Below are 13,491 nucleotides of genomic sequence, written 5' to 3' on the forward strand. Positions count from 1 at the left end.
CCCGGTATGAATTATTTGTTCATACTGGGGGTTTTTTGTAGAAACTTTATAAACTCATTACTAGTAAGTGGTTTACTGAAATAGTAACCTTGCATATATTTACAGTTATGTTTTTGCAGAAACTTAAGTTGTTTTTCGGTTTCAATTCCTTCGGCAACGACTGAAAGATTTAAAGTATTTGCGAGGGAAAGTATTGTAGAAACGATGGCTCGTTCTTCAGGACGATGATCAGCTAATTGTGTAAATTCTCTCGGTACTTTTAATGTGTCGATTGGAAAAATTGATAAATAAGCAAGAGAAGAATACCCAGTACCGAAGTCATCAATGGAAGTTTGGATACCGTACTCTTTTAATTGCTTCAGTCTTAATAACGTTTCTTTCTCGTCAATCATTGCAATTCTTTCTGTTAACTCAAGGGTTACATATTTTGGATCGACTTGCACGTCGTTTAATATTTGTGAAATGCTTTCGATTAATTGATCTTGCCGGAACTCTTTTGCGGATAGATTAACACTTATTTTTAAATTTTGGTAGCCAAAGGTATGCCATATTTTTAATTGGAGACAAGCTTCTTGTAATACCCAATGTCCAAGTGGGACTACTTGTGGCGTCTCTTCTACAATTGGAATAAACTCACATGGTGAAATGTCACCTAATAGTGGGTGTTTCCAACGTATTAAAGCTTCAGCACCGATAATTTTATTTGTTGTCGTATCAATTTGTGGTTGATAAACGAGATAAAATTCTTTGTTTACTAAAGCGATTGGCAAATCTTTTTCAATTCGAGCTTTTCGTTCCATTTTTTTATATAGTTCTTTCGTGTAAAGAGAGCTACCGTTTTTTCCTTTATTCTTTGCTTCGTACATGGCCATATCAGCATGCTGCAAAATGGATAGCGGATCTTCACCTGCTTCAGGATATATTGCAATTCCGATGCTCGGTGAGATTTGTAAATGTTGATTTTCGATTTCAAATGGCTCATTCATGGCCGCCACAATCCTATCAGCTATTTTTTGGACATCTGGCTTTTTTTTGTAATTCTCGATAAGGATTGTGAACTCATCCCCAGCTAGCCGTGCGAGTTTCATATTTGATGTTGCTATTTTTTCGAGCCTTTTTGCTACTGCGATGAGTAATAGGTCTCCTACTCGATGACCGAGGGTATCATTAATAACTTTAAAACGGTCTAGGTCGAGAAACATAACAGCAAAAGGCTTTTTCGATATTTTTGCTCGTGCAATTGCTTGTTCTAAATGTTGATGAAATGCACGACGATTTGCAAGCTCTGTTAAAGTATCATGGTATGCTAGGAAGTTGATTTGTTCTTGTTGTTGTTTGCTTTCCGTAATATCTTTAATCATTAAATAAACCCCAGAAATTTTCTCCTTTAAAAAGATCGGTACGGCGGTAACGTGCAAGTAGTAAATATCTCTGTTTTTATGGTATGCCCGTATTTCTAAAGAGATAGAATATCCCTTTTTCACACGATGAAAGGCGTTAATCATTTCTTCTAAATCTTCTTCGTATATGAGTGAGTAGTAAGGCTGGTTTAATAATTCATTCGTTTGATAACCGAGTAAAGTAGTACCAGCGTTATTTACTTTGAGAAAATTGCCGTACAAATCTAATGTGAAGATTGGATCTGGATGATGCTCGTATAAAGATTTAAACATTTGTTGATTATGATAAAGTTCATTTTTCTGTTCTACTAAATCTTCTGTACGTAGTTTAATTTGTTTCTCGAGTTCTGAGTTGAATTGCATTTGAGCTAGCAATAATATTTTATTTTGTTTTCGAACTAAACTATGACGTATGAGAACGAAAGAGAAAGTTATTATAAGTCCGATTACTATAATAGGCGCAAAAACGTATTCAACTAATATAAAAACAATAAGCATTACTACCGAAATATACGGTAATGATAATCGGATTGATTCACCAATTTTAGGTGTTAGTAGTACTTGTTCTTGTTTTTCAGGCTCTTTTGTATGGAGAATACAGGCGATTGCTACTAGTGCTAAGGTTACTTGATAGAAAGGAGTAACTGTAAACATAGAATACTCTGGTATGAAGTATTTTATATAAGCATAAATCGCATCTGTAGTAGCATATAAAATTAAAGCACTGCCAAGAAGTGCACCGACCTTTTTAGGTAATAAGGATAGTGGTTTAAATAAAAGGTTGATTCCTATTAAGAGAAAGAGTAAATCAGCCATTGGATAGGTAAGTTGAACAAATATGTCGATATAGGATGTTGTAAAGATGTGAATAGTTCGTTCAATAAGTAAGTAGTAACTTAAAGTAAATTGGGCTGTAACGATAATACAAATATCACATAGCATAAAAAGTTTTTCTAATAAATCTCGGTTGTAAATGATTTCGTATAGAAAGGCAAACGTAAAGCTAACTAAAAAAAGTAAGTAAAAAAAGTCAGATGGATCAACGAACGTATAGAAGTCTTTTACAATTAAACGCTGATAGGCAACGACTATATCACCGATAAAATAAGAGAGAGCTCCAACAGATAATATGATCCAAAATAAACGAGATAGCCCTTCTTTCATGTTTGAAAAATAAAGTATATAACTACAAGCGATAATATCAATTAATAGGGTACTCGTTCCGATTAATAGCTGAAAAGGAAATGAGTATTCATACAGAAAAGGCATCGCTACATAGTGAAGCGTTATAGACAGCAATACAATGCTTATAAGAATACTTACATGTGTTTGTTTTTTCATTTATATCACCTACGGTTTCTTGAAAAGCATATATAAGTTTTATATTTATTTTGCACAATTATAGCAAGTTGTAAAGATAGATTTTAATAATTCTTGTTTCTGTCTCCTAACATATCGACATAGGAATTTGAAGTTTGCTATAATGATTAGAATAGTTGAATTATTTAGAAAAATTTAAAAATAATAATTACTGCAACTAGGACATATTGTTTACTATGTGAACTTGTTCTTAATTTAGGGGGGAGGGTTTCACAATGGCAAGTGTATATGAAAATAGTTATATGATCGTTTTGATTTTCTTGCTATTAGGTATATTGCTGCCGGTAGTGGCTCTTATATTAGGCAGGATGCTGCGCCCAAATAAACCAAGTGCAGCAAAGGCGACGACGTATGAGAGTGGAATTGAGCCTTTTCATGATGCAAACATTCGGTTTCATGCTCGTTATTATATTTTCGCTTTATTGTTTGTGATCTTTGATGTAGAAACTTTATTTTTATATCCTTGGGCTGTTGCGTATGACAAGCTAGGTTTATTTGCATTAATTGAAATGCTCATCTTTGTTGTAATGTTGCTAGTTGGATTAGCGTATGCTTGGAAAAAGAAGGTGTTACAATGGTTATAAATTTTGAGGAATTACATCCAAATGAACGAGCAGAATTAGAACGAAATATCTTTTTTTCTACATTGGAACAGTTGAAAGGATGGGCGAGGAGCAATTCTTTATGGCCGATGACATTCGGACTGGCGTGCTGTGCAATTGAAATGATGGGAGTAGGCTCATCACATTATGATTTAGATCGATTTGGGTCATTTTTTCGGACTTCACCAAGGCAATCGGACGTCATGATTGTATCGGGAACGGTAACGAAGAAGATGGCTCCTATTGTTCGGCGCTTATATGATCAAATGCCCGAACCGAAATGGGTTATTGCGATGGGATCTTGTGCGACAGCAGGTGGTCCGTATGTAAATTCATATGCTGTTGTAAAAGGTGTAGACCAAATTGTACCAGTTGATGTGTATATTCCTGGTTGTCCCCCAAATCCAGCTGCTTTAATTTATGGAATTAATAAATTAAAAGAAAAAATTCGTTACGAAGCAAAGACCGGGAAGCAGGTGACGAATAAATGAGTAATCCAAATAAAGATTTAGAGGAGTTGAAAAAAGAAGCAGCTAGGCGTGCAAAAGAAGAGGCGAGAAAACGCCTTGTAGCGAAACACGAGGCGGAAATAAGTAAGCTTGAGGAAGAAGGTCAAGAAAAAGAGAAAGCGCTACCAAAAAATAATGATATTACTATAGAAGAAGCAAAACGACGTGCAGCAGCAGCTGCCAAAGCAAAAGCGGCGGCGTTAGCGAAGCAGAAAAGAGAAGGAACAGAAGAAGTAACGGAAGAAGAAAAAGCGAAAGGCAAGGCGAAGGCGGTGGCAGCGGCCAAGGCAAAAGCGGCAGCGTTAGCGAAGCAGAAAAGAGAAGGAACAGAAGAAGTAACGGAAGAAGAAAAAGCGAAGGCGAAGGCAGCAGCGGCTGCCAAAGCAAAAGCGGCGGCGTTAGCGAAGCAGAAAAGAGAAGGAACAGAAGAAGTAACGGAAGAAGAAAAAGCGAAGGCAGCGGCAGCGGCCAAGGCAAAAGCGGCGGTGTTAGCGAAGCAGAAAAGAGAAGGAACCGAGGAAGTAACGGAAGAAGAAAAAGCGAAGGCGGTGGCAGCGGCCAAGGCAAAAGCGGCAGCATTGGCGAAGCAGAAAGCCTCGCAAGGTGATGGGGATTCGGGAGATGAAAAGGCAAAGGCAATTGCAGCGGCAAAAGCGAAAGCAGCAGCGGCTGCAAGAGCGAAGACAAAGGGGGCTGAAGGTAAGAAAGAGGATGAGCCGAAGCAGGAAGAACTGTCCGTAAATCAGCCGTATTTAAATCAGTATGTTGAGGCTATTAGGGAGAAGTTAGGAGAGGGTGCATTAGTAGATTCCTATATTAATAAACTGTCAAAGGATGTGCCAACTCTTGTGGTGGATCCCGAAAAATATTATGAAGTGATGGAGTTACTGCGATTCCATGAGGGACTTGCTTTTGATTATATGTCAGAGCTACATGCGACGGATTTTGTGACACATATGGAAGTGTATGTTCATTTGTTTTCATATGGTAAGAAACAATCGGTAGCGGTGAAGGTAAAGCTAGACCGGGAAGCGCCGCAAGTCGAATCTGTGACAGCGCTTTGGAAAGGGGCTGACTGGCCGGAGAGAGAAGCGTACGATTTGCTCGGTATTGTATTTAAAGGGCATCCGAATTTAACGCGTATTTTAATGCCAGATGATTGGGTAGGATATCCGCTTAGAAAAGACTATGAACCGTATGATGTGGAGGTGTAGCTATGATCCGCACGGAAGAGATGCTTTTGAATGTAGGACCTCAGCATCCGAGTACACATGGTGTGTTCAGGCTCGTAATTAAGATTGACGGGGAAATTATTAAAGAAGCTACACCGGTTATTGGGTATTTGCATCGCGGGACGGAAAAGATTGCTGAGAGCTTACAGTATACGCAAATTATCCCTTATACAGATCGAATGGACTATTTATCAGCCATGACGAATAATTACGTCATTTGCCATGCTGTAGAGACGATGATGGGGCTTGAAATTCCGGAGCGTGCCGAATACTTGCGAGTACTTGCGATGGAGCTAGGAAGAATTGCGAGCCATCTCGTTTGTTGGGGGACGAATCTTCTTGATATAGGAGCGGTCAGCCCGTTTCTGTACGCGTTTCGTGAACGAGAGATGATTATAAATTTATTAAATGAATTATGCGGGGCACGGCTTACTTTTAACTATATGAGAGTTGGTGGTGTGAAGTGGGATGCGCCAGATGGTTGGATTGAAAAGGTGGAAGAGTTTGTTCCGTATATGAGAGAGCAACTGGCAGGTTATCATGATCTTGTTAGCGGTAATGAGATTTTCTTAAATCGTGTGAAAGGCGTTGGTATATATAGCGCGGAAGAAGCGATTTCGTATTCTTTAAGCGGAGCAAATTTGCGGTGCACTGGAGTAAACTGGGATCTCCGCAAAGATGAGCCGTATTCGATTTATGATCGTTTTGATTTTGATATTCCTGTTGGAAGCGTGGGAGATGCTTGGGATCGCTACGTTTGCCGAATGCAAGAAATCGAGGAGTCTTTAAAGATTGTTGAGCAAGCGGTTCAGCAGTTCCCGAAAGATGGAGCTGTGCTGGCAAAAGTACCGAAAATTATTAAGGCACCTAAGGGAGAAGCGTTTGTACGTATCGAATCGCCGCGCGGAGAGATTGGTTGTTATATCGCTAGTGACGGAAAGAAAGAGCCGTACCGTTTGAAGTTTCGTAGGCCATCTTTTTATAACTTGCAAATTTTACCGAAGTTATTAAAAGGTGAAAACATCGCTAATTTAATTACGATTTTAGGTGGAGTTGATATTGTACTTGGGGAGGTTGATGGCTAATGATTGAGACGCTCTTACAATCACCTTCAAGCTGGACGAATTTCTTCATTTTTTTCGGATTAGCGGTACTTCTACTATTTGCAGTCCTTGGCTTCGTTACATATGGAATTTTGGCAGAACGGAAAGTGATGGGGTTTATGCAAGGGCGGATTGGACCAAACCAGGTTGGAGGCCGATTCGGTTTACTGCAAACGGTAGCTGATGTTTTAAAACTATTATTGAAAGAAGATAGTATTCCGAAAGCAGCAGATAAACCGCTGTTTATATTAGCGCCTGTCATTGCATTTGCACCAGCATTTATGGTGCTTGCAGTTATCCCGTTCACTGATAAATTTCAATTTGCAGATATTGGAGTCGGGTTACTTTATTATATTGCTGTTTCCGGTATTACGACGATAGGTGTTGTAACTGGGGGATGGGCATCGAATAATAAATATTCCCTTTTAGGAGGGATGCGTGCGGCGGCGCAAATGATTTCTTATGAGATTCCGCTCGTAATGAGTGTAATTGGTATCGTTTTGTTAGCTGGTAGCCTGAATTTAAATGAGATTGTAGCGGCGCAGGAGAAGGTTTGGTACATTTTCGTACAGCCAATTGGCTTCGTCGTTTTCTTAATCGCAGCAGTTGCAGAGTTAAATAGGACGCCGTTCGATTTGCCAGAAGCGGAGTCAGAACTTGTTTCTGGATATCATACGGAATACTCAGGGTTTCGCTGGGCGTTTTTCATGCTTTCAGAGTACGTATATTTCTTCGGGATGGCATCGTTAATTACAGTGCTCTTTTTAGGAGGATGGAATCCAGTCATGTTTCTTGGATTTATCCCAGGTGCCGTATGGTTTGCTTTGAAATTTAGCAGTGTAGTCTTTCTATTAATTTGGTTCCGCGTTACGTTTCCGCGTATAAGAGGTGACCAGTTAATGGAATTTGGATGGAAAGTATTATTGCCGATTGCACTTGCAAATATTTTCTTAACGGCATTGATTAAGGAGTTATTCTTCTAATCTATGAGGGGGGTGCCAGTAAGAGATGAAAGGACTATTTAAAGGGTTAAAATATACATTAAGTAATTTGAGTAAGAAGAAGGTAACGTATGATTATCCAAATCAACCGTTGCCGTTGCCAGACCGTTTTCGGGGGATTCAAAAATTTTATCCGGAGAAATGTATTGTTTGTAATCAATGCTCTAACATTTGTCCGACAGACTGTATTCAGTTAACAGGAAAGAAACATCCGGATCCTACGAAAAAAGGGAAAATTATCGACACGTACGATATTAATTTTGAAATTTGTATTCTTTGTGACTTATGTACAGAAGTTTGTCCGACAGAGGCAATTGTCATGACAAATAACTTTGAACTCGCGGAATATTCACGTGATGATTTATTTAAAAATTTGCAGTGGCTTGACGAAAACGACGAAAACGTCAGGAAGGAGAATAAGGCATGAATGGCGAGTTTGTAGCATTCTTTATACTATCCTTGTCTGCAATTATCGGCGGTGTTCTTATGTTGAACTTAACGAAAGTTATGCACATGATGCTAGCTCTCGTTCTAACATTCCTCAGCATTGCAGGTTTGTATTTTCTTTTATCAGCCGAATTTATAGGCGTTGCACAAATTTTACTTTACTCTGGTGCAATCACAATTATTATGATTTTCGGCATTATGTTAACGAAACATAACGCGGAAAATGAATCGCGTCTTACTCTTCGAAAATGGATTATCTTCTTTGCAGTTGTAGCATTTGGAGCAGTTATGTATTTCGCTGTTAATAATGTTGATTTTGCAAATGAAAGCACACAAGGAAGTTTACCTCTCCATGAAAACAACACACTTCAAATCGGTACGCTTCTCTATTCAAAATATATTATCCCATTTGAACTAACTTCAGTTATTTTACTTGTAGCACTCGTTGGCGCGATTATACTTGCGAAAAAGGACGAGAAAGAGGAGGAATCCAATGAGTAGCGTTCCAGCTTCTGCATATTTAACACTTGCGATTATTTTGTTTTGCATCGGTCTATTTGGAGCTTTAACAAAGCGGAATACAGTAATCGTATTAGTTTGTATCGAATTAATGCTGAATGCTGCCAATTTAAACTTAGTGGCGTTTAGTAAATTAGGCTTATTTCCGAATTTAACAGGTCAAATTTTCTCACTGTTTACGATGGCTGTAGCGGCAGCGGAAGCGGCGGTAGGACTCGCCATTTTAATTGCTTTATATCGTAATCGTACGACAGTTCAGGTGGATGAAATGGATACGCTTAAAGGATAGCATTGTGACCGAAAAAGGGGGAAGGAAACAATGATCGATTATGCATGGCTCATACCGCTTTTCCCACTCGTTTCGTTTTTGTTACTTATTATATTCGGGAAGAAAATTAGAGAAGGAAGCAGCGTACTTAGTATTTTTTTCGTCTTTCTCTCCTTTATACTTGCGGTACTTGTGTTAATAGAAAGATTTTCAGAAGCAAGCGTGAAGCATAAGTGGGTGTGGCTTAGAGCTGGAGATGTGGATATATCATTCGGCTTTGAAGTGACTGCATTAGGAGCTTTAATGTTATTTATCGTGACGCTTGTGAGTCTACTTGTACATGTGTATTCGAAAGGTTATATGAAAGGTGATGAACGATTACCAACCTTTTACGCATATTTAGGACTCTTTACATTTGCGATGTTAGGGCTTGTTATATCAACGAATTTATTACAACTTTATATATTTTGGGAATTAGTTGGTCTTGGTTCATTTTTACTTATCGGTTTTTATTTCTTTAAAGAAGAAGCAAAGGCTGCTGCAAAAAAGGCTTTTATTATGACCCGTATTGGGGATGTTGGTTTATTTATCGGGATGATTTTAATTTTTTGGTACGCAGGTAGTTTTGAATATGACGCAATATTTAGGGCGATTTATACAGGGGATCTACCTCCTTACATGATTACAATAACAGCGATATTAATTTTTATCGGGGCGATGGGGAAATCAGGTCAGTTCCCGCTTTATACGTGGTTGCCAGATGCAATGGAGGGGCCAACGCCCGTTTCGGCACTTATTCACGCGGCGACGATGGTCGCAGCTGGCGTATATTTAGTAGCGACGATGTTTCCTCTGTTTTCAGCAAGTACAGTGGCGATGCAGACAGTGGCAATCGTTGGAGCTTTCACTGCAATCTTTGCGGCCTCTATCGGTCTTGTGCAAACAGATATAAAGAGGGTGCTTGCTTATTCTACAGTTAGCCAGCTCGGGTACATGATGCTCGCGTTAGGTTCTGCCGGTTATGTAGCTGGTATATTCCATTTAACGACACACGCTTTTTTTAAAGCACTACTATTTTTGGCGGCAGGAAGTGTAATTCATGCTGTGCATACGCAAAACATTAATAAAATGGGCGGTTTACAGAAGAAGATGAAAGTAACTGGTACGCTATTTTTAATAGGTACTCTTGCCATTAGCGGTGTTCCGCTCCTTTCCGGTTTTTTCAGCAAAGATGAAATTTTAGCGGCGACGTGGATGAATGGCAATTACGTTTTATTTACTTTAGCGGTAATTGCGGCGTTTTTAACAGCGTTCTATATGTTCCGCCTATACTTTCTTGTCTTTACTAGAGAAACGAAGACGAAGGAAGAAGTGCATGAATCGCCTCGCGTTATGACGTATCCAATGATTGTTCTCGGCGTTCTCGCAGTAGTGGCAGGATATATAAATACACCATGGTTTGGGACGTTTCTCGGAGATTGGTTGACGAAAGATGTAGGGTTTAAGGTTGAAGAAGCGCATGGACCAGTTTGGATTATGATTGTTGCGACACTCGTTTCATTTGCGGGAATTGCTCTTGCATATTTCATATATGGCAAGAAATCAATTTCCAGAAATTGGGCTGGGGGTACGGAAACATCGCTTTATAATCTTTTGAAAGAAAAATATTATGTGGATGAACTATACAACATGACGGTGATTCCTATTACGAAAGGAATCGCTCATGTGCTTCGCTTATTTGAAGTGTATGTAGTTGAAGGAATTGCAGTTTTAATTGCAAGTGTAGTGAAAGGCACAAGTAATCTTGGATCGAAACTTCAAAACGGGAATGTACAAGTGTACGGTACTGTAACGGCGGTTTCGCTCGCTGTACTCGTCATTATTTTGCTCTATACGGGAGGGGATTTACGATGAATGATTTGTTGTTAACGTTCTTCATTTTTTCCCCGCTTTTAGGAATTTTATTGCTTGTATTAACACCGAAAAAGGAATTGCGTACAGTGCGAGCGCTTGGCTTATTTGGGACGGCACTTCCATTTGGAATCGCTATCGTCCTCGCTTGTACATATGCTTCTGGAAAGAATTTGTCACTATTTGATGAAAAGGTGAAATGGATTAAGTTCGGAGATTTTACAGCGGTAGATAAAAGGTGGTTTTCTATTTATTACGAGCTCGGTATTGATGGTTTGTCGCTTGTCATGATGGTATTGACGGCTCTTCTAGCGATGCTTGCAGCAATTGCAGCCTTTTCTATTAAAAGAAATTTAAAAGCATTTTATATGCTATTACTCATGCTAGAAATAGGAATGCTCGGCGTCTTTGCTGCTCAAAACTTAATGTTGTTTTTTATCTTCTTTGAAATTACGTTGCCACCAATGTTCTTATTAATTGGAAAGTGGGGAAAATTGTCGAGTGAAAAGGCTGCGTATAGTTATTTAATATATAACGGTATTGGCTCAGCTATTTTGCTCATTGTTTTCTCAATTTTGTTCGCGAAAACAGGTACAACAAATATTGTGGAGCTGAAAGAGATATTAAGAAGCGTAAACGCAGAGGGAGCACTCGTCATCCCAAGTAGTTTGCAGCTTAGTGTATTTATTGCCATAATGATTGCTTTTGCAATTAAACTACCTGTTTTTCCGTTGCACCGCTGGATGGTCAATGTACACATAGAAGCGCATCCAGCTGTAGTTATGCTTCATGCGGGTGTTTTGCTGAAGATTGGAGCGTACGGTATTATTCGCTTCGGGAAAGGGCTATTCCCGGAATATTTTCACGATGTTGCAACGCTAATTGCGATATTAGGCGTAATTAATCTACTATACGGTGCCTTTTTAGCGCTCATCCAAACGGACTTTAGGAAAGTACTGGCTTACTCTAGTATTTCGCATATGGGAATTGTGTTAATGGGGCTTGCGTCACTTAATGCACCTGGTACACAAGGAGCGCTATTCCAAGTTGTATCACATGGTTTAATTGCAGCCTTGCTATTCTTTCTACTGGGTGTTATAGAACAACGATTTGGAACTTCGGATATTACGGTGCTAGGCGGACTTGCGAAAAGTGTACCGATACTTAGCGGATTCTTTTTAGCAGGAGGAATGGCATCGCTTGGATTACCAGGGATGTCTGGGTTTGTTAGTGAATTTCTTGCCTTTCTCGGTTTATTTCAAGGAGAGCCCGTCATTGCTGCAGTCGGTGTGATTGGCATCATTTTAACCGCTGTATATGTATTAAGGGCGACACTTCAAGTGACATTTGGAAAGAAAGAGTGGGAAGCAAAATCTGATATACACGGATGGGAGTATGTCCCTGTTTTACTACTTATCTTTTGTATTATTGCAATTGGAGTTATGCCAGAGATACTAGGGGATCCGCTTCAAAATACATTGAAAACATTGGGGGTGAAATAGGATGGATATGAATACGTTACTTAGCTTATCGTGGTATCTAATGGTGCCAGAATTTATTATTCTCGGCGCCGCCATCCTCCTTTCCATATGTGATTTGTTTTTTAAGCTGAACCATAGATATGTAGCTCTTGGTGCGATTGCTGCTATCGTATTAGCAATCGTGTCATTAATTACGCTATATAGCGAACCGGCAGGAGATATTTTAGATGGATCGTTTGTGTTAGATGGATTTTCAAAAGGGTTTAAAACATTGCTATTAGGTGCCTCAGCCCTCATTTTATGCACCGCAATGAGCGATGATAAGAAGAATCCAATTGAAGATAAGGGTGAATATTATTACTTATTTTTAATTGCACTTCTTGGTGCGATGTTCATGGCTTCTAGTGTTGATTTCATTACCCTTTTCGTTGGTTTGGAGTTACTTTCACTTTCTTCCTATATTTTAGTAGGAATACAAAAAAAGAGCCGTGCATCAAATGAAGCGGCAATGAAATACGTCATTAGCGGAGGAATTGGAACGGCGATTACGCTCTTCGGAATGAGTTATTTATACGGTATTACAGGTTCAACTAACATTGTAGATATGCAAAAGGTACTCACTGGGGAACTCGCTAGTGGTATTCAGTTATTGTTAGCTCTCGCATTTCTTTTATTGCTAGTTGGTCTCTCATTTAAAATTGCCACAGTGCCGTTTCATATGTGGGCACCTGATGTGTATGAAGGAGCGGCTACACCAGTTACTGCTTTTCTTGGAACGATTTCTAAAATTGCTGGTTTCCTACTCATTATTCGTTTGTTCCTTATGGTTTTTGCAAGTGTATTAATACAAGGAGATATGCAATCTTTATATGGGCATATGAGTATATATATTGCGGTGCTAGCAAGTATTACGATGATTGTTGGGAATGTAGTCGCGTTAAAACAATACAATATAAAGCGTTTATTTGCTTATTCGGGCATTGCTCATGCAGGGTATTTACTCGTTCCACTTGTGGCATTATCACCATTTACGATGGATAGCATGTGGTTTTATATGCTGGCATACATGCTTATGAATATAGGTGCATTTGCTATCATCCACGGCTTAATCTTACAAAATGATGAGGAAAATATAACGATTTTCACAGGTTTATATAAAAGGTCGCCATTTACAGCGATTATGATGACAATCTTTATTTTATCGTTGGCTGGGATACCAGGAACGGCTGGCTTCATTGGAAAGATTAATATCTTTTTAGGCGCGCTTCATGTAGAGCCAGCACATTACGTACTAGCTTCGATTATGATGGGTACGACGGTTGTTTCATTCGTATATTATTTCCGTATTTTACAACAAATGTTTTTCCGCACAGGAGAGACAGAAGAGAGAATACGGTTACCGTTAAATATAAAGGTTGTTATGAGTCTTTGTGCAATTTCGATTGTAATACTAGGGATTATGCCGATGATTGGGTACAATTTCTTTTATGAATATTTTCCATTAATGAAAGATTTCTTCTTCTTAGGGAACGTGGTACAATAGTGAAAATAAAAGGTGTGGAGTCAGTACTCTGCGCTTTTTATTTTGTGTTAACTTGTAATGTAGATATACGTTTTTGGAAAGAAAATCACGATGTA

The 13,491-nt window shown here is 39.0% G+C and carries 12 protein-coding genes; 11 read left to right on the forward strand and 1 reads right to left on the reverse strand.

Annotated elements, in window-relative coordinates; all coding sequences use genetic code 11:
* Window positions 1-11: 11 nt before the first annotated feature.
* On the reverse strand, window positions 12-2,741 hold the full coding sequence (locus MR143_RS06145; protein WP_000744999.1) for an EAL domain-containing protein: 2,730 nt from the start codon (window positions 2,739-2,741) through the stop codon (window positions 12-14).
* Between the two features lie 254 nt (window positions 2,742-2,995).
* On the opposite strand from MR143_RS06145, the gene nuoA reads away from it, so the two are divergent.
* The 11 genes from nuoA to nuoN are packed head-to-tail and all read left to right on the forward strand — an operon-like array spanning window position 2,996 to window position 13,396.
* Window positions 2,996-3,364 carry an NADH-quinone oxidoreductase subunit NuoA gene (gene nuoA, locus MR143_RS06150; RefSeq protein ID WP_242280628.1) on the forward strand — a complete coding sequence of 123 codons (369 nt, stop codon included), beginning with the start codon at window positions 2,996-2,998 and terminating at the stop codon, window positions 3,362-3,364.
* Window positions 3,355-3,873, forward strand: coding sequence for an NADH-quinone oxidoreductase subunit NuoB (nuoB, locus tag MR143_RS06155; protein ID WP_000236331.1), 519 nt, complete (start codon window positions 3,355-3,357; stop codon window positions 3,871-3,873). The genes nuoA and nuoB overlap by 10 nt, the downstream gene beginning before the upstream one ends.
* The gene (locus MR143_RS06160; RefSeq protein WP_242280629.1) at window positions 3,870-5,105 is read left to right on the forward strand and encodes an NADH-quinone oxidoreductase subunit C; all 1,236 of its coding nucleotides are present in this window, start codon (window positions 3,870-3,872) and stop codon (window positions 5,103-5,105) included. Before nuoB ends, MR143_RS06160 begins: the two co-directional genes overlap by 4 nt.
* A 2-nt stretch (window positions 5,106-5,107) precedes the next feature.
* Window positions 5,108-6,208, forward strand: coding sequence for an NADH-quinone oxidoreductase subunit NuoD (nuoD, locus tag MR143_RS06165; RefSeq protein WP_242280630.1), 1,101 nt, complete (start codon window positions 5,108-5,110; stop codon window positions 6,206-6,208).
* Entirely contained in the window at window positions 6,208-7,209 is a 1,002-nt protein-coding gene (nuoH, locus tag MR143_RS06170; protein WP_000573426.1) for an NADH-quinone oxidoreductase subunit NuoH, read from the forward strand. Before nuoD ends, nuoH begins: the two co-directional genes overlap by 1 nt.
* Window positions 7,210-7,234: 25 nt before the next feature.
* Window positions 7,235-7,654: an NADH-quinone oxidoreductase subunit NuoI gene (gene nuoI, locus MR143_RS06175; RefSeq protein WP_000677191.1), complete on the forward strand. Its 420-nt coding sequence runs from the start codon at window positions 7,235-7,237 to the stop codon at window positions 7,652-7,654.
* Entirely contained in the window at window positions 7,651-8,175 is a 525-nt protein-coding gene (locus MR143_RS06180) for an NADH-quinone oxidoreductase subunit J (protein ID WP_001012813.1), read from the forward strand. Before nuoI ends, MR143_RS06180 begins: the two co-directional genes overlap by 4 nt.
* Window positions 8,168-8,482, forward strand: a complete 315-nt coding sequence (nuoK, locus tag MR143_RS06185) for an NADH-quinone oxidoreductase subunit NuoK (RefSeq protein ID WP_000100079.1) — start codon at window positions 8,168-8,170, stop codon at window positions 8,480-8,482. Before MR143_RS06180 ends, nuoK begins: the two co-directional genes overlap by 8 nt.
* Window positions 8,483-8,512: 30 nt before the next feature.
* On the forward strand, window positions 8,513-10,375 hold the full coding sequence (gene nuoL / locus MR143_RS06190; RefSeq protein ID WP_242280631.1) for an NADH-quinone oxidoreductase subunit L: 1,863 nt from the start codon (window positions 8,513-8,515) through the stop codon (window positions 10,373-10,375).
* Window positions 10,372-11,874, forward strand: coding sequence for an NADH-quinone oxidoreductase subunit M (locus MR143_RS06195; RefSeq protein ID WP_242280632.1), 1,503 nt, complete (start codon window positions 10,372-10,374; stop codon window positions 11,872-11,874). Before nuoL ends, MR143_RS06195 begins: the two co-directional genes overlap by 4 nt.
* 7 nt (window positions 11,875-11,881) lie before the next feature.
* The gene (nuoN, locus tag MR143_RS06200; protein WP_374265087.1) at window positions 11,882-13,396 is read left to right on the forward strand and encodes an NADH-quinone oxidoreductase subunit NuoN; all 1,515 of its coding nucleotides are present in this window, start codon (window positions 11,882-11,884) and stop codon (window positions 13,394-13,396) included.
* Window positions 13,397-13,491: the final 95 nt, after the last annotated feature.

The sequence above is a fragment of the Bacillus cereus group sp. BfR-BA-01347 genome, from assembly GCF_022663835.1.
Taxonomy (GTDB): domain Bacteria; phylum Bacillota; class Bacilli; order Bacillales; family Bacillaceae_G; genus Bacillus_A; species Bacillus_A thuringiensis_K.